Consider the following 17,144-nt stretch of genomic DNA (forward strand, 5'->3'; position numbering starts at 1 on the left):
GTACCGGGCACATCGGCGGGCGCCCGCGCGCGCGACGGTCACGCACGGGCGCGATGAGACTACTCAGCGGCGCCGTTCGACGGCTTCGGCGAAGAACCGGCCGCGCTCGGGGTAGTTGGTGAACATGTCCATGGAGGCGGCGGCGGGCGCCAGCAGCACCGTGTCGCCCTCCTCGGCCAGATCCGCGGCGGCGGCCACCACCGTGTCCATGACGGTGTGCCCCTCGGGCGCGTCCTCGGCCGGACCCTCGACCTCGACCACCGGGACGTCGGGCGCGTGCTTGGCCAGGGCCTCGCGCAGCCGCGCCCGGTCCGCGCCGATGAGGACGACGCCGCGCAGGCGGTCGGCGGCCATGGCGACCAGGTCGTCGACGTCGGCGCCCTTGAGCAGGCCGCCCGCGATCCACACCACCGGGCGGTGGGCGCGGAGCGAGGCCGCCGCGGCGTGCGGGTTGGTGGCCTTGGAGTCGTTGACGTAGTCGACGCCGTCCACGGTGGCCACGTGGGCGATGCGGTGCGGTTCGGGGACGAACGCGGTCAGCCCGGCCCTGACCGACTCCGCCGCCACCCCGATCGACCGGGCCAGCGCGGCGGCGGCCAGGGCGTTGGCGACGTTGTGCGGTGCGGCGGGGCGCACGTCGGCGAGCCCGGCGAGCTCCTCGGCGGTGCTGTGCGGCTCCGCGACGAACGCGCGGTCCACCAGCAGGTCCTCGACCACGCCCAGCTCCCCCGCCCTGGGGGTGTCCAGGCCCACGCCCACCAGCGGCGTGTGCGGGTCGCCGTCCTCCTCGGCCAGGCGCACCGACCAGGGGTCGGCGGTGTTGACCACGCGGACGGTGCCGCGCGCGAACACCCGGCCCTTGGCGCGGGCGTAGGCGGTGAGCCCGCCGTGCCAGTCCAGGTGGTCGGGGGCCACGTTGAGCACGACGGCGGCGTGCGGCCGCACGCTGGAGGACCAGTGCAGCTGGAAGCTGGACAGCTCGACCGCCAGGACGTCGTGGACGCGTCCGTCCGCGTCGGGCAGGACGGCGTCGATGACCGGGGTGCCGACGTTGCCGACGGCCAGCGCGTCGCGGCCGTCGGCGCGCAGCATCGCCTCCAGCATGCGGACGGTGGTGGTCTTGCCGTTGGTGCCGGTGACCGCGAGCCAGACCTGGTCGGCGGGCTTGAGCCGCCAGGCCAGCTCCACGTCGCCGATGACCTCGACCCCGGCCTCGGCGGCCCGGACCAGCAGCGGAGCGTCGGGGCGCCACCCGGGCGAGGTGACGACCAGGTCGCAGCCCTCGGGCAGCGGGGTGTCGCCGAGGACGACCTCGGCTCCGGCGTCGGTCAGCTCGGCCGCGACCGCGCGCGTGGTGTCGTCGTCGCGGCCGTCGACGACGACCACGCGGGCGCCGCGGGCCAGGAGCGCGCGGGCGACGGGCGGACCGGAGACGCCCAGTCCGGCGACGCAGACCGTACGGCCGGCGAGGGCGGGCGCGGTGTCGGGGTTCTCGTGGTCGGGCATGCGGCTACCTCGGCATCCATTCGAGGTAGAAGAGTCCGATGGCGATCGCCACGAACAGGCCCTGGATGATCCAGAAGCGGATCACGATGGTCGTCTCGGCCCACCCCTTGAGCTCGAAGTGGTGCTGGAGCGGGGCCATGCGGAAGACGCGTTTGCCGGTCAGGCGGAACGAGCTGATCTGGATCATCACGGACAGGGTGATGATGACGAACAGACCGCCGATGAGCAGCAGGAGGAGCTGGGTGCGGGTGGTGATCGCCAGGCCGACGAGGAGGCCGCCCAGGGCCAGGGAGCCGGTGTCGCCCATGAAGATCTTCGCGGGCGGGGCGTTGAACCAGAGGAAGGCGATGCACGAGCCGAGCACGGCGGAGGCGACGACGGCCAGGTCGAGGGGGTCGCGGACCGTGTAGCAGTTGGTGGCCAGGTAGGACACGCAGGACTGGCGCAGCTGCCAGTTGCCGATGATGACGTAGGCGACCAGCGACAGGATGGTCGCGCCCGTGGCCAGGCCGTCGAGGCCGTCGGTGAGGTTGACCGCGTTGGAGAAGCCGACGATGAGGAACAGCGCCCACAGGATGAACAGCGGGAGCATCAGCGTGGGGCCGAAGTCGCGGAGGAAGGACAGGCTGGGGGCGGCCGGGGTGTAGGAGTACCCGTTGGGGAACTGGGTGACCCCGTAGGCGAAGCCGACGCCGACGATGGCCTGGCCGATCATCTTGGCGCCGCTGCGCAGGCCCAGGCTGCGGCGCTTGTAGATCTTGATGAAGTCGTCGAGGAAGCCGACGCAGCCCATGCCGACGAAGAGGAACATCACCAGCACGCCGGAGGCGGTGGGGCCGGTGGCGGCGGGCTGGAGCAGCCAGAGCACCAGGTGCGAGCCGAAGTAGCCGACCACGGCGCCGAGGATGATGACGATGCCGCCCATGGTGGGCGTGCCCTGCTTGGTCTTGTGGCCCTCGGGACCGTCGTCGCGGACCTCCTGGCCGAACTTGAACCGGTACAGGAGCTTGATCAGCGGCGGCATCAGCGCCATGGACACGACCAGCGAGAGCGCCGCCGCGATGGAGATGCCGATCACTGGACATCACCCTTGGTGATGAGGTCGATGACCCTTTCGAGCGCTGCCACCCGCGATCCCTTCACAATGACGACGTCTCCTGTGCGCATCCGCTCGCGCACCGCCGAGGCGGCCGCCTCGGCGTCGGGCACCCGGACGGTCTCGCCACGCCACCGGCCCTCTCTGGCGGCGCGCTCGGCGCCGACGGCGATGCCCTCGGCCTCCTCGCCGACCACGACCAGGTGGGACACGCCCGTGCGGGCCGCCAGCTCACCGACCCGTTCGTGCTCCGCTCGGCCGTCCTCGCCGAGTTCGGCCATGTGGGCGAGCACCGCGATGGAGCGGCGATCGCGGGCGAGGGAGTCCAGGGTGGCCAGGGCCGCCCGCATGGACTCCGGATTGGCGTTGTAGGCGTCGTTGACGAGCGTGGCGCCGTCGTGCTCGGTGACCTCCATGCGCCACCGGCTCACCGGGGTCGCCGCGCCCAGGGCGTCGGCGATCGCCGCGATGTCCATGCCGAGCTCGTCGGCGACCGCCGCGGTCGCCAGCGCGTTGTGTACCTGGTGGGCGCCCACGAGCGCCAACCGCACCGGGGCGGACTCGCCGCCCAGGTGGAGCGTGAAGGACGGGGCCCCGGTCGACTCCAGGACCACGTCGGTGGCGCGCACGTCGGCGTCCTCGGCGAGGCCGTAGGTGACCACGCGCGCCTGGGTGCGCGACGCCATCGCGCTCACGCGGGGGTCGTCGGCGTTGAGGACGGCCACACCGCCCCCGCCGCGCCGCTCGCCGCCGGGCGGGAGCGCCTCGACGAGTTCGCCCTTGGCCCGGGCGATCGCGTCGCGGTCGCCGAACTCTCCCATGTGCGCGCTGCCCACGTTGAGCACGACGCCGATCCTCGGGGGCGCCACGCGGCACAGGTGGGCGATGTGCCCGATCCCACGCGCGGCGTTCTCCAGCACGAGGTGACGCGTGTCCGTGCCGGCGCGCAGCACCGTCAGCGGATGGCCGATCTCGTTGTTGAACGAGCCGGCGGGGGCGACCGTGGCGCCGAGCCGACCGACGACCTGGGCGATGAGGTCCTTGGTGGTGGTCTTGCCGGACGACCCGGTGACCCCGATCACCTCGGTGGCGTCCGCTCCCCGGCGGGGATCGGCGAGCTCCCTGGCCACGTGCGCGGCCAGGCGCGCCAGCGCCGTGACGACCTCGTCGTCGCCGCCGTCCACCAGCAGGTGGGGGACATCGACGGGGCGGGACGCCAGGACGACCGCCGCCCCCGCCTCGACGGCCGCGGCGGCGAAGTCGTGCCCGTCCGCGCGTTCGCCGGTCAGGGCGACGAAGAGCGCTCCCGGCGCGGCCTGGCGCGAGTCGATGACGACCGGGCCGTCCACGACGGTGTCGGGGCGCGCTGGTCCGCCGATGGCGGTCTGGGTGATCTCGGCGATCCGATCGAGCGTGAGCGCGATCAAATCCACTCCTCATGTCAGGCCCGGCTCACGGCGCCACAGGGGCGCTTGGCCACCCGGCCGGAGTTTCAGGTCAGGGGATGGCACCGCGGTCACCGTGCGCGCGACGGCGCGCGGGCCTCGCCACGGATCGGCACACGCCGCTGCCGTGGGAGCCACTGCGGCACGTTTCCGGGCTGCGATTGCCGGACCCACCTTAGAACATGTTGAGGCGTCCGAGGTCCTGTCGGGGCCTGTGTAGAGCAATATGCGCCACTTCGTGACCGTCCTGGTGTAACGCGCCACGCGATCGCACGACACATCCCCGTGACCGCGCCCGGGGCGGGGGTGCGGCCCCCGCCCCGGGCGTTCGATCGGTCACGTCCGGACCTGAGGCTCCGTCATCCCTCGTCAGGGGCCCTGTGGACGTGCTGGAGGGCGTCGCCCAGGCGTTCGCGGGCACTGACGCCGCACCGGTCCTCCAGCGCCTCCCGCAGCACCTCGCGGTCGTCGAAGGGCAGGACCTCGCCCTTGACGTACTGGCCGGTCTCGTGGCCCTTGCCCGCGACGACGATCACGTCGCCGGTGCGGGCCCCGGCCACGGCCAGGCGGATCGCCTCGGCGCGGTCGAGTTCGACGGTGACGCGCGCGCGGGCGTCCTCGGGCACCTTGGCCACGCCTTCGAGCATCGCGGCGGCGATGGTGACGGGGTCCTCACTGCGGGGGTTGTCGTTGGTGATGACCAGGTGGTCGGCCAGACGCGCCGCCGCCTCGCCCATGAGCGGGCGTTTGGCGCGGTCGCGGTCGCCACCGCAGCCGACCACCATGGTCAGCCGTCCCCGGGTGGTGGTGCGCAGGGAGGCCAGGACCGCCTCGATCGCGCCCGGCTTGTGCGAGTAGTCGACGATCGCGGTGAAGTCCTGGAGCGCGCTCGGCACGTCGCGGACGACGACGGACTCCATGCGCCCGGGCACGCCGGGCGCGGCGGCCACGCCGGCGATGGCGGTCTCCAGGGGCAGCCCCGCCTCGACCAGGCCGACGATGGCGGCCATGGCGTTGGAGACGTTGAACGGGCCGGGCAGGGCGATGGAGGCGTCGGCCTCCATGCCGCCGGGGCCCACGATGCGGAAGGTGCTGCCGGTGGCGCCCAGCCGGACGTCGACGGCGCGCCAGTCGGCCGCCGTGCCGCCCGCCTCGGGGGCCGCGTCGGAGAAGCCGTCCACCCCGAAGGTGGTGACGGGTACGGCGCCGTCGCCGCGGACCATGTCCACGAGGGCGCGGCCGAACCGGTCGTCGGTGTTGACGACGGCGATGTCGCAGTACTCGGGGGTGAACAGGCGCGCCTTGGTCTCGAAGTAGTCGCGCAGGTCGGAGTGGAAGTCCAGGTGGTCCTGGGACAGGTTGGTGAAGATGGCGACGTCGTAGTGGGTGCCGCCGACCCGGCCCAGGGCGAGGGCGTGGCTGGAGACCTCCATGGCGGCGGCGGTGACACCGCGCTCGCGCATGACCGCGAACAGGCCGTGCAGGTCGGTGGCCTCGGGGGTGGTGAGCGAGGAGGCGACGCGCTCGTCCCCGACCCGCATCTCGACGGTGCCGACCAGGCCGGTGCTCATCCCGGCCCGGCGCAGGCCCGACTCGACCAGGTAGGTGATGGTGGTCTTGCCGCTGGTGCCGGTGGTGCCGATCAGGAGCAGGTCCTGGGCAGGATCGCCGAAGACCCATCCGGCCGCGGTCCCGAGCGCGGCCCGCGCGTCCGGGACGACGAGCACCGGCAGCCCGGCGGCCGACGCCCGCTCGGCCCCCTCGGCGTCGGTGAGGACGGCGGCGGCTCCCGCCTCGGCCACCTGGGCGGCGAAGTCGGCGCCGTGGGCGCGCGTGCCGGGCAGGGCGGCGTACAGGTCGCCGGGGCGTACCTGGCGTGAGTCGTGGGTGATGCCGCGGACGTGCACCTCCTCGCCGGGCACCTCGGCGGTGTCGTCGGCGCCCGACCCCGGGCGCAGCAGTGTGGTGTCCGGCCCGAGCAGCGTCGCGAGGGCGGACAGCGGACGGAGTTGGGTGTGTTCAGGTCGCATTACCGGTGGCACGTGTGGAGGTTAACGGCTGTGGACGACCGCTCGGTAATTTCCACGCTGCGTTCGGCGCGGTTTCTCCGGTGGGCGTTTCTCCCAGGTTACGCCGGGTGCGCGCGCGGGAGGCGGACCGTAGCCGCTCGATACGGTGAGGGGGACACGGGGAGGTGCCCATGGTCCGAGGCGTGGTGGGCGGGCGGCCGCTGGTGCTGGACGGCGGACTGGCGACCCGGTTGGAGGCCTACGGCCGCGACCTGGGCGGCGGGCTGTGGTCGGCGCGGCTGCTGGCGGAGGAACCGGAGCTGGTGAGCCGGGTGCACCGGGACTACTTCGAGGCGGGCGCCGACGTGGCGATCGCCGCCGGGTACCAGGCGACCGTGGCGGCGTTCACGGCCCGGGGGTTCGGCGAGGCCGAGGCCCGGGCACTGGTCGTGCGCTCGGTGGAGCTGGCGCGCGCCGAACGGGACGCGTTCGGCGCGGGTCTGGTCGCCGCGGGCGTGGGGCCCTACGGGGCGGCGCGGGCCGACGGGTCGGAGTACACCGGCGACTACGACCTGGACGAGGACGGGCTGGTGCGCTGGCACCGCGAGCGTTGGGAGCTGCTGACCGGCGCCGGGGCCGACCTGGTGGCGTGCGAGACCATCCCGTCGCTGGACGAGGCCAGGGCGTTGGCCCGGCTGTTGGGCGAGACGCCGGGGGTGCGCGCGTGGATGAGCTTCTCCTGCGTGGACGGGGCGCGGATCAGCGACGGCACGCCGCTGGCGGAGGTCGCCCGGGAGCTGGCGCCGTGGCACGCCGACGGGCGGCTGGTGGCGGTCGGGGTCAACTGCACGGCGCCCGGGTTCGTGCCGTCCCTGGTGCGCGCGGTGGCCGCCGCGGGGCTGCCGGCGGTCGCCTACCCCAACTCGGGCGAGGCATGGGACGCCCGACGCGGTCGCTGGACCGGCACGAGCGACCCCGAGGAGTTCGGGGCCGCCGCCGTCGGCTGGTGCGCGGCCGGGGCCGTGCTCGTGGGCGGGTGCTGCCGCACCGGACCGGAGCACGTGCGCGCGATCCGCGCCCGCGTGGACGGGATGTTCTAGCCCTCCTCGTCCTCGAAGAGCCGGACGGCGGGCGGTTCGGTGCCCGTGGGCGGGATCCGCATCGACCGCAGGGCGAAGGACATGATGTCGTTGAACACCGGTCCGGCCGCCTCGCCGCCGTAGTAGGACTCCTGCGGGTTGTGCAGGACCACCTGGACGACCAGCTCGGGGTCGTCGGCGGGGGCGAACCCGGCGAACGTCGCGGTGTAGGCGCCGCGCTCGTAGCGGCCGGTCTCGGGGTCGATCCGGTTGGCGGTACCGGTCTTGCCCGCCACCCGGTAGCCGTCGATGCGGGCCTGGGGCGCGGTGCCCTCGTCGCTGGTGACCGCCTCCAGCATCAGCGCGAGCCGTTCCGCGGTCTCCTCGCTGACCACCCGGCTGCGCTCGCCCGGCTCGGCCGCGGTGAACTCGCCCTCGCTGTCCACGGTCCCGGCGACGACGCGCGGCTCGGCCCGCACCCCTCCGTTGGCGATGGTGGCGTACACCGACGCCATCTGCGCGGCGTTGACCGACAGGCCGTGGCCGATGGACACCGACGGCAGCTGGGTGCCCCACCAGTCCTCGGGGTCGGTGAGGATGCCCGCCTCCTCGCCGGGGAGCGCGAGTCCGGTGGGCTGGCCGAGGCCGAACCGCTCCAGGTACGAGTGCAGGACCCCCGCCCCGACCTGGTCGGCGATCTGGATCGTGCCCACGTTGCTGGACTGGGCCATGATGCCGTTGACCGTGAGCCGCTGGGTCCCGCGGTTGCTGGAGTTGCGGAAGGTCTGGTCGTAGTACTGGATGGCGTAGGGCACGGTGTACACCGTGTCGGGGGTGGTGACCCCCTCCTCCAGGGCCGCGCCCATCGTGATGACCTTGTTGGTGCTGCCCGGTTCGAAGGTGTCGTGGACCGCGCCGTTGGCCCAGTCCTCCGGGCTCGCGTCGGAGATGTCCTCCTGGGAGTAGGTCGGGTAGTCGGCCATCGCGAGGATCTCGCCGCTCGGGCGCATGACGATGGCGCTGCCGCCCTCGGCCTCCAGCTCCTCCACCCGCTCCGCCAGCACCTGGGCGGTGTACCACTGGAGGTCGCGGTCCAGCGTCAGGCGCACGTCCTGGCCGGGGACGGGTTCGCGGACCAGGCCGCCCGCCATGGGGATCTGGGTGCCGTCGCTGCCGACCTCGACCTGGCGCTTGCCCTCCTCGCCCGCGAGGGTGGAGTCGAGGTACCCCTCCAGCCCCTCCAGGCCGTGGCCCTCGGAGCCGACGAAGCCCACGAGGTCGGCGGCGCCGGTCTCGTCGGGGTACACGCGGCGGTAGTCGACCTGGGAGCCCACGCCGGACAGGCCCAGGTCGCGCAGGTCCGCCCAGTCGCGGGGCAGCACGTCGGTGGCCACGACCTGGTACCGGCTGGGGCGGGCGTCCACGCGTGCGGCGACCTCGTCCTCGTCCAGGTCGAAGCGGGCGACGAGTTCGTCGACGAGCTGGTCGCGCTCGTCCTCCTCGACCTCCTCGGGGTCGACGAAGACCGTGCGGACCTCCACCGAGAGCGCGAACGGGTTGCCGTCGGCGTCGGTGATCTGGCCGCGCAGCGTGGGGATGGCGATGGTCTGGAGCCGCAGGTTGGCCGCGGCCTCGGCGAAGGTGTCGGCCTGCAGCCCCTGGATCTGGACCAGCCGACCGGCGAACAGCAGCAGGATCACGACGATCAGCACACCGCCGACCTTGACGCGCTTGTACGGGTCGCCGCGGCGGAAGGTCCGTCTGAGCAGCGGTGGGGGCGGCGGGGCGGCCCGGTGGCGCTCCGGCGCCCGTTCCCGGCGGGCGCCCTTGGCCGGTCGGCCCCCGGAGCGGGCGCCGGCGCTGGGCCGACCGCCCCCGGCGGGGCGGCTGGACGACGCGCGGGGACGCTTGTCGGGCCGCGACCCCGACCGTCCCGTCGCCCCCGGGCGCTGGGGACCGCGCGGGCGACGGTCGCGCGACGGACTCACTCGGCGCTCCCGGCGCCGCCGAGGACCTCGCCGCTGTCCCGGTCCAGGAAGCGCGGGGCCTCCTCGGGCTGCTCCATGCCGAGTTCCTCGGCCTCCTGCGCGATGCGCTCGGAGCTCTCCAGGTGCGCGACCCGGTCCCGCCACTGCTGTTGGGCGTAGGCCAGTTCGCGGTTCTCGGCCTGCAGACGGGTGATGGTGAAGGCCTCCTGGGCGATGACGCCGCGCAGCACGAGCAGGCTGACCAGCGCCCCGCCGAGCAGGCAGAGGATGAGCAGGACGAACGGGATGCGCGGCGCGCGCCCCTGTCCGGCCGCGTCGCGGACGGCGGTCTCGGCCCCGCGCCCGCGCGCGCCGGATCGAGCCGACCGCGTCCGCCCGGCGCCCTCGCCCCGGTCGGGCGCGCGGCGGGTGTCCGTACTCGAACTCATCTGCTCTCCTACCGCTCTACCGCGACGCCGCGCGTACGCGTTCGGCCGCACGGAGGCGGGCGGACTGGGCGCGCGGGTTGCCTTCGATCTCTGCGTCCGTGGGGAGTTCCGCGCCCCGGGTGAGCAGCCGCAGCTCCGGCTGCCGGTCGGGGAGCGGGACCGGAAGGTCGGCGGGGGTGGTGTCGGTGGACAGGGCGGCCAGCGCTCGCTTGGTCATCCGGTCCTCCAGGGAGTGGTAGGACAGCACGGCGATCCGGCCGCCGACCGCCAGGCGGGAGATCGCGGCGGGCAGGGCGTGTTCGAGGATGGACAGTTCGGCGTTGACCTCGATGCGCAGGCCCTGGAAGGTGCGTTTGGCGGGGTGGCCTCCGGTCCGGCGGGTGGCGGCGGGGATGGCCGTGCGGACCAGTTCGGCCAGTTCGCGGGTGGAGGCGATGGGGGCGCGGGCGCGCTGCCGCTCGATCGCGCGGGCGATGCGGGAGGCGAAGCGCTCCTCGCCGTAGGTGCGCAGGACCCGGGTGAGCTCGGCGACCGGGTAGGTGTTGACGACGTCCGCCGCGGTGAGGTCCTGGGTGCGGTCCATGCGCATGTCCAGGGGGGCGTCGTGCGCGTAGGCGAACCCGCGGTCGGTCTCGTCGAGCTGCGGCGAGGACACCCCGAGGTCCAGCAGGACGGCGTCGGCCTCGGCGGCGCCCGCCTCGTCCAGGGCGCGCGGGATGTCGGAGTAGACCGCGTGCACGAAGTGGGTGCGGTCGGCGTAGGGGGCGAGGCGCTTGGCGCTGCGCTCCAGCGCGGTCGTGTCGCGGTCGACGCCGACCAGGCGCGCGGTGGGGCACGCCTTGAGCAGGGCCTCGGAGTGGCCGCCCAGTCCCAGCGTGCCGTCGACGAACACGGCGCCGGGGTGGCTGAGCGCGGGAGCGAGCAGCTCCACGATCCGGTCGAGCATGACGGGGACGTGCAGGGGGTCGAGCCCTGCCCTGGCCGCCGCGATCCTGGCCGCGATGTCGTCGTCCGGGCCTTCGTGCTTCCGGGTGTCCCCCATGCGGTGCCGTTCCTCCACGCTGTCGCCGTCTCCCCCTGAAGTCTCCACGCGGGCGCACGGGATCGTGCGTCGCGCGGTGTCCTCGGCGTGGCCCGACCGGGTTCCGGCCGGACCTCGTCCGGACACGGCCGCTATTGTCCACCTTTCGGCGGACTCGCGTTGACGACCTGGCGCCGGGGAAGTCGCGCCAGCTCGTCCGTGCCGCGTCCGCGGGTCCGGCCGGACCCCGGCTTGCGAGGGTGTGGACTGTCGTGCTGGTCACACCGGCGATCCTCGCCGGGTTCACAGCACCCCGGGCAGCACCTCCTCCGAGAGCCGCGCGAAGGCCTGCTCCTGCTCGGCCTCGTAGTCCGACCAGGCCTGTGCGGCCCAGATCTCCAACCGCGTGTTGGCGCCGATGACGACGCACTCGCGGTCCAGGCCCGCGTACTCGCGCAGCTTCGGCGGGATGGTGATCCGGCCCTGCTTGTCGCAGGACTCGTCGGACGCGCTGGCGAAGAGGACCCGACCGTAGTCGCGAACCGCCTTGGCGGTGACCGGGGCGGAGCTGAGCGCGTCGGTGACGCGTCGGAACTCCTCCAGCGGAAAGACGTAGAGGCAGTGCTCCTGGCCCTTGGTGATCACCAACCCCCCCGACAGTTCGTCGCGGTACTTCGCCGGAAGGAACAGCCGCCCCTTCTGGTCGAGGCGGGGCGTGTGCGTGCCGAGAAACACAGCACCACCTCCCTCACCCCGTGATGGGGAACTCACTCTCCCCACGCTGCCCCACCTTACTCCACTCTTCCCCACCGTCAACAGCGCAAGCCCGTGTCCACCACCGGATCCAACACTGAAAGCGCAGGTCAGGAGCGTGTGGGCCGGGTGGGGCGCCGTGCCGCGGCCTGGCGCTTCCCCCTCACCGACGCCGCCTCCGGTCGGGGCGCGTGAACACGTGGGGCGAACCCGAAGGGCGGCGGAGGCATCTGACCGGACACGGATCGGAAGGTCGGAACCGTGCTCTCACATCCGACCTCTCCGACCTGGGACGGAGCCGGATGATTCCGGCACTTTGGTTTGCAATCACTCCGAATGGGCCTAGCCTCGGAGCGACACCGACACACGGAGTCAGGACGAGTGGGAGGGGTCTCGTGTCACTCGGCACACACCACGGCGGTCACGGGGGTGGCGCCCAGGCGGACGTCGGCGAGATCGTCGGCGTCGCCGACCGCGTCCGCCACGCGATCGAGACCGTCATCGAGGGCAAACCGGAGGTCCTGCGCATCGCGCTGACCGTCCTGCTGGCCGAGGGCCACCTGCTCGTCGAGGACGTGCCCGGCGTGGGCAAGACGATGCTCGCCAAGGCCCTGGGGCGCGCGGTCGACTGCTCGGTGCAGCGGATCCAGTTCACGCCGGACCTGCTGCCCAGCGACATCACCGGCGTGAACGTCTACCACCAGGACCGGCACGAGTTCGAGTTCAACCCCGGTCCGGTGTTCGCCAACATCGTGCTGGGCGATGAGATCAACCGCGCCTCGCCCAAGACCCAGGCCGCCCTCCTGGAGTGCATGGAGGAGCGCCAGGTCAGCACCGACGGCCAGACCCGCCGGCTCGAACGGCCGTTCATGGTCGTGGCCACGCAGAACCCGTCGGACATGGAGGGCACCTACACCCTCCCCGAGGCCCAGCGGGACCGCTTCATGGCCCGCGTCTCGGTCGGCTACCCCGCGCCGCAGGCCGAACTGGACATGATCGACGCGCACAGCGCCCACTCCCCCCTGGACGGCCTGGCGCCCGTCACCAACGCCGCGAACATCCGCGACCTCGCCGACCGGGTGCGCTCGGTGCACGTCGCCCCGGGCATGCGCCGCTACGTCGTCGACCTGGTCAACGCCACGCGGACCAGCCCCGAGCTGCGCCTGGGCGCCTCGCCGCGCGCCACCCTGCACCTGGTCCGCGCCGCCCGCGCCTACGCCGCCCTGGACGGGCGGCACTACGTCGTCCCCGACGACATCCAGGCGCTGGCGGTGCCGGTCCTGGCGCACCGGCTGCTGCCCAGCCCCGAGGCGGGGATGGAGCGCCTGTCGGCCGAGCAGATCGTCGCGAAGCTGGTCTCCCGTCTGCCCGTCCCCGGCCCGCAGTGACCGGTCACGGCCCCCCTCCCCCGGCTCACCCCCCGGAGACACCCGTGGTGCGGCCCCCCACACGGCGGACCCTGACCGTCCGCGGCGGGTTCATGCTCGTCTTCGGCCTGGTCGCCCTCGTCGTCGGCTTCGTCGTGGGTCAGCGCGAGATCGTGGGGCTGGGCGCGCTGCTGACCGCCGTGCCGCTGGTGGCCGTGCTCACCCTGATCGGGTCGGTGTCGCGGGTCGTGCACAGCCGCACCGTCGTCCCCGCCCGGGTCCCGGCCGGACACGACGCGCGCGTGCTGGTGCGGATCGGCAACGCCTCGGCCAGGTGGCCGGTCGCGTCGGTGTTCGTCGAGGACGGCCTGCCCGTCCCCCTCGGCTCCCAGCCCCGCTTCACCGTCGGCTACCTGCGGCCGCGCGCGGTCCGCGACGTCTCCTACCTGGTGCGCCCGGCCGTCCGCGGGAGGTACTCGATCGGCCCCCTGGTGGTCAGCGTCTCCGACCCGCTGGGCTGCGTGCGCGTCACCCGCGTGGTCGGCGCTCCCTCCTCGCTGCTCGTGACGCCGCCGACCGTTCCGCTGTCCTCCCTCGGCCCCGCCGGGGGCTACCAGGGCGAGGAGTCCCCCCGCCGTGCGATGACCGGCGCCGGCGAACAGGATCCGATCCCCCGCGAGTACCAGCACGGCGACGAACTGCGCCGGGTGCACTGGCGGTCCACCGCCAAGCACGGTGAACTCATGGTGCGGCGCGACGAGCAGCACTGGCGCGAGGACTGCGCGGTCCTGGTCGACACCCGGCTCCGGGCCCACTGGGGGTACGGCCCCGCCGGATCGCTGGAGACCGCCGTGAGCGTCGCCGCCTCGGTCGCGGTGCACCTCGTCGACCACGGCCACGAGCTGCGGCTGTACACCGAGTGGGGGCGGGGCCGCTCCGCCTCGTCCTTCGGGGTCCTCAACGACCTGGCCGTGGTCCAGCCCACCGACGTCCCCGCCCTGCTGGGCGGCGTCGACATGCTCGCCGCCCACCGGGGCGGCTCCCCCAGCCTGGTGGTGGCGGTTCTCGGCGCGGTGTCCGCCGACGAGGCCGCCGCGCTGGCGCGGGTCCGCGGCGCGCGCGTGGCCGTGCTGTGCGCCCACGCCGCCTGGCCCTCCCCCGACACCCTCCGCGGCACCGGCGAGATTCTGAGCGCGTCCGGGTGGCGGGTCCTGACCGTCTCCTCGCCCACCGAGCTGCCGCCGCTGTGGCAGCGGGCGACCGCCCCCGCCCTTTCCCCGGCGGCCGGGCCGACCACCCTCCGGGAGGGTCCGCGTTGAGAGCCCTGATGCCCCTGGCCACACTGATCAGCCTGCTGGCGGCGGTTCCGCTGCTCGGCACGGTCGTGACGGGCGCCGGCTGGTGGATTCCGGCCGTGGTGATGATGACGGCCGTGGCCGGGGCCTCCGCGCTCTACCGGCTGAGCGGGTGGACCTCCCTCACGGTGCCGTTCCTCCAGATCCTCGTGGCCACGGTGCTGATCACGCCGCTGTTCGCCGCCGACACCGCCGTCCTCGGGGTGATCCCCACCGGGGACACCCTCCCCGCCCTGGGCGAGCTGTTGAACGAGGGGGTCGACACGATCAACGTGAGCGTTCCGCCGGTCACCGGCACCCCGGGCGTCGCGCTGATCATCGCTCTGGCCCTGGCCGTGCTCGTCGGCACCGCCGACTTCCTCGCCGTGACCGCGCGCTGCCCCGGCATGGTCGGCGCCCTGCTGGTCGCGTTGCTGGTGGTCCCCCTGGTGGTGGACGACGGAGGGGTGAGCGCCGGGGCGGCGGTGAGCGCGTCGGTCGGATTCCTCGCGCTGCTGGCCGTGGACGTGTGGCTGCGCGGGCGCGAGTGGGGGACGCTCATCCCCGACCCCTCCGCCCGGGTCCCGGGCGGTCTGTGGCGTGCGGCGATCGTCACCGTGTCCGTCGTGGTGGCCGTGCTGGTGGCGTTGGCGGTGCCGCTGGCGGCGCCGTCCCTGCGGACCGACGTCATCTACGGGGCCGCGGACGGGTCCGCCTTCGGCGACGGCCCGACCGACTTCACCACGACGCACCCGATGGTCTCCCTGCGCCGCGACCTGGCCTCGGACTCCGGCCGCACGGTGCTCACCTACACGACCGACGCCGAGGAACCCGACTACCTGCGCATGTACGTGCTGGACGAGTTCGACGGCGTGAACTGGACGATGTCACCGGTCGACGCGACCCGCGACACCCGGATGACGGACGACCTGCCGCTGCCGACGGGCTGGGCGGCCGAGCCCGACGGCGCGACCTCGACCACCCGCGTCTCCCTGGACGCCGACGCGACCAGAATGGACTTCCTGCCGGTGCCCTACTGGCCCCGCTCGGTGGACGTGTCCGGGGAGTGGTACACCGACCCCGCCAGCCTCATGGTGTTCACCACCGACGACCCGCGCACCGGGCTCAGCTACACCGTCGAGTCGGCGACGCGCGCGCCCTCCGCCGAGGCGCTGGCCGACGCGGGCGACGCCCGGTCGGTGCCGAACGCCTTCCTCACCCTCCCCCCCGGCGTGGATCCGCGCGTGGAGCACCTGACCGAGACGCTGACCAGCGGCGCGGGGTCGCCCTACGAGCGCGCGCTCGCCCTGCAGGAGTACTTCACGGACGGGTCCTTCGACTACAGCCTGACGCCGCCGCCGGTCCCCGACGGCGCCCACCCGCTGTCCCACTTCCTGTTGGAGGACAAGGTCGGCTACTGCGAGCAGTTCGCGGGCGCCATGGCGGTCATGGCACGGCAGGCCGGCATCCCCGCCCGCGTCGCGACCGGCTACACCGCGGGCCAGCGGATGGGCGACGGCCGGTGGGCCGTGTCCTCGGGCGACGCCCACGCCTGGCCGGAGCTGTACTTCGAGGGCGTCGGCTGGCTGCGGTTCGAGCCGACCCCGGCCGCCGCCGGTGGGCAGGGGCAGGGGACCGCGACGATGCCCGACTACACCAGCGGGGAGTCCGACGACTCGTCCACGGACGAGCGCCCGGATCCGGAGACCGAGCCCTCCGCCAGTGCCGAGTCCGAGCCCGAGTCCGAGTCCGACGAGCCGTCCGACCGCCCCGAGGAGAGCGCGGCGCCCGAGGACGAGGAGACCGACGGGACGGCCGCGGCCTCCGATGCGGACGCGGACGCGGGTTCCGTCCCGGTGTGGCTGCCGGTCGTGGGCGCCGTCCTGGTCGCGCTGCTCCTGGCGGCCCTGCCCGCCCTGGTCCGCGTCGCGGTGCGGGGGTCGCGGACGGCCACCGTGTCGGGCGGCGCCCCCGCCCCCGCGGCGCACGCCGCCTGGCGGGAGCTGCGTGACACCTGCCTGGACCTGGGGGTGGCCTGGGACCTGGCGGAGAGCCCCCGGGGCACGGCCGAGCGCCTGGCGCGGCGGGGACCGGTCCCGGAGGAGGCCCGGGCGGCGCTGTGGCGCCTGGCCCTGGGCGAGGAGTCGGCGCGGTACGCCCCCGAACCGGTCGCGGCGCCGGGGGCGCGCGCGGACCTGGCGGTGGCTCGTGCGGCGCTGGCGGCGGCCAGCGGCCGGGCCGCGAGGGCCCGGGCGGTGCTGCTGCCGCGGTCGCTGGCTCCGTGGAACCGTCCGCGCCCGGACACGCGACCCGTGCCGACCACGGCCTGAGCGGGTGACGGACGAGCCCCCCGACCTGGGCAGGTCGGGGGGCTCGTCCGTTCGTGTGTGTCCGCTCCGGTCCCGTCGGGGTCGCGATGGACGGCGGACGCGAGAAGCGGTGGGGCCCACGCGTTCACGTGGACCCCACCGCTTCCGTGCTCGTCGTATCCGTTCCCGGTCACGGACCCGTCTCTCCGAGAGGTGAAAGCCGGGGCGCCGTCCGAGGAACCGGACTACTCCTCGCCCTCCTGGCGGCGGCGCCAGCGCTCCTCGAACCTGTGCATCATGCCCGGGCGCGCACCCTTGCGCTTCTGCTTGGCGTCCGCGGCGGGCGCGGCGGCCTCGGCTCCCCCTCCGGCCGCCTTGCGCCATGCGTTGGCCCCCCACAGGAAGCAGGCGAGCATGACGATGAAGCCGAGGACACTGATGAGTACCTGCATGACCGGGTTACCGATCAGGAGGCCCGCCAGCAGCAGAACGACGCCGATGACGAATCCGAGTACGGCCTTGATGATCCAGCGCTTGTAATGGACCGCGGGGTTCGTTTGCCGAACGGTGTTCGCGAACTTCGGGTCCTCGGCATACAGCGCCCGCTCGATCTGGTCGAGCATGCGCTGCTCGTGTTCAGAGAGCGGCACGGCGCCTCCCTACGACAGTCCCCGGTTGGGGTGACGGGTACTGATGAACAGTCTCTCGGTCAGTGGTATGCCCAGAATACGGCGCGCTAGCGCCTACTGGAAAGAAAAGCTGTGTGACCACCTGACCCACTGGGGTCCCGGTACCCACACTCCGTATCG

General features: G+C 73.7%; 13 protein-coding genes. 4 read left to right on the plus strand and 9 right to left on the minus strand.

Features of this window, described 5'->3' with window-relative positions; translation table 11 throughout:
- Positions 1–63: 63 nt before the first annotated feature.
- The 4 genes from murD to AB0I72_RS04915 form a co-directional block, all read right to left on the minus strand.
- Entirely contained in the window at positions 64–1,506 is a 1,443-nt protein-coding gene (gene murD, locus AB0I72_RS04900) for a UDP-N-acetylmuramoyl-L-alanine--D-glutamate ligase (protein WP_358563090.1), read from the minus strand.
- 4 nt (positions 1,507–1,510) lie between these two features.
- A complete protein-coding gene (gene mraY / locus AB0I72_RS04905) occupies positions 1,511–2,584 on the minus strand; it encodes a phospho-N-acetylmuramoyl-pentapeptide-transferase (protein ID WP_358563092.1) in 1,074 nt (357 codons plus the stop codon).
- Complete coding sequence (gene murF, locus AB0I72_RS04910; RefSeq protein ID WP_358563094.1) at positions 2,581–4,029, minus strand: UDP-N-acetylmuramoyl-tripeptide--D-alanyl-D-alanine ligase; 1,449 nt, start codon at positions 4,027–4,029, stop codon at positions 2,581–2,583. The genes mraY and murF overlap by 4 nt, the downstream gene beginning before the upstream one ends.
- 377 nt (positions 4,030–4,406) lie before the next feature.
- Positions 4,407–6,077 (minus strand): UDP-N-acetylmuramoyl-L-alanyl-D-glutamate--2,6-diaminopimelate ligase, encoded by a 1,671-nt coding sequence (locus AB0I72_RS04915; RefSeq protein WP_358563096.1) that lies wholly within the window; start codon positions 6,075–6,077, stop codon positions 4,407–4,409.
- Positions 6,078–6,247: 170 nt separating this feature from the next.
- Here AB0I72_RS04915 and mmuM point away from each other — a divergent pair, with 170 nt between their 5' ends.
- A complete protein-coding gene (mmuM, locus tag AB0I72_RS04920; RefSeq protein WP_358563098.1) occupies positions 6,248–7,156 on the plus strand; it encodes a homocysteine S-methyltransferase in 909 nt (302 codons plus the stop codon).
- Here mmuM and AB0I72_RS04925 read toward each other — a convergent pair.
- The 4 genes from AB0I72_RS04925 to mraZ all read right to left on the minus strand — a co-directional run bounded on the left by AB0I72_RS04925 (position 7,153) and on the right by mraZ (position 11,307).
- On the minus strand, positions 7,153–9,123 hold the full coding sequence (locus AB0I72_RS04925; protein ID WP_358563100.1) for a penicillin-binding protein 2: 1,971 nt from the start codon (positions 9,121–9,123) through the stop codon (positions 7,153–7,155). The two genes, mmuM and AB0I72_RS04925, sit on opposite strands and share 4 nt — an antisense overlap.
- Positions 9,120–9,551, minus strand: a complete 432-nt coding sequence (locus tag AB0I72_RS04930; RefSeq protein WP_358563102.1) for a hypothetical protein — start codon at positions 9,549–9,551, stop codon at positions 9,120–9,122. Before AB0I72_RS04930 ends, AB0I72_RS04925 begins: the two co-directional genes overlap by 4 nt.
- Before the next feature lie 16 nt (positions 9,552–9,567).
- The gene (gene rsmH / locus AB0I72_RS04935) at positions 9,568–10,593 is read right to left on the minus strand and encodes a 16S rRNA (cytosine(1402)-N(4))-methyltransferase RsmH (protein WP_358563104.1); all 1,026 of its coding nucleotides are present in this window, start codon (positions 10,591–10,593) and stop codon (positions 9,568–9,570) included.
- Between the two features lie 282 nt (positions 10,594–10,875).
- Positions 10,876–11,307: a division/cell wall cluster transcriptional repressor MraZ gene (mraZ, locus tag AB0I72_RS04940; RefSeq protein WP_358563106.1), complete on the minus strand. Its 432-nt coding sequence runs from the start codon at positions 11,305–11,307 to the stop codon at positions 10,876–10,878.
- A gap of 413 nt (positions 11,308–11,720) precedes the next feature.
- Here mraZ and AB0I72_RS04945 point away from each other — a divergent pair, with 413 nt between their 5' ends.
- From AB0I72_RS04945 to AB0I72_RS04955, 3 genes are read left to right on the plus strand one after another with little or no spacing between them, the layout of a single operon-like run.
- Positions 11,721–12,713, plus strand: a complete 993-nt coding sequence (locus AB0I72_RS04945) for a MoxR family ATPase (protein ID WP_358563108.1) — start codon at positions 11,721–11,723, stop codon at positions 12,711–12,713.
- Between the two features lie 47 nt (positions 12,714–12,760).
- Positions 12,761–14,011, plus strand: a complete 1,251-nt coding sequence (locus tag AB0I72_RS04950; protein WP_358563110.1) for a DUF58 domain-containing protein — start codon at positions 12,761–12,763, stop codon at positions 14,009–14,011.
- 8 nt (positions 14,012–14,019) lie between these two features.
- Positions 14,020–16,356: a DUF3488 and transglutaminase-like domain-containing protein gene (locus AB0I72_RS04955; protein ID WP_358563112.1), complete on the plus strand. Its 2,337-nt coding sequence runs from the start codon at positions 14,020–14,022 to the stop codon at positions 16,354–16,356.
- A 224-nt stretch (positions 16,357–16,580) separates the two neighbouring features.
- Here AB0I72_RS04955 and AB0I72_RS04960 read toward each other — a convergent pair whose 3' ends face one another.
- A complete protein-coding gene (locus AB0I72_RS04960) occupies positions 16,581–16,985 on the minus strand; it encodes a DUF3040 domain-containing protein (protein WP_358563114.1) in 405 nt (134 codons plus the stop codon).
- Positions 16,986–17,144 lie beyond the last annotated feature (159 nt).

It is taken from the genome of Nocardiopsis sp. NPDC049922 (assembly GCF_040660275.1).
Taxonomy (GTDB): domain Bacteria; phylum Actinomycetota; class Actinomycetes; order Streptosporangiales; family Streptosporangiaceae; genus Nocardiopsis.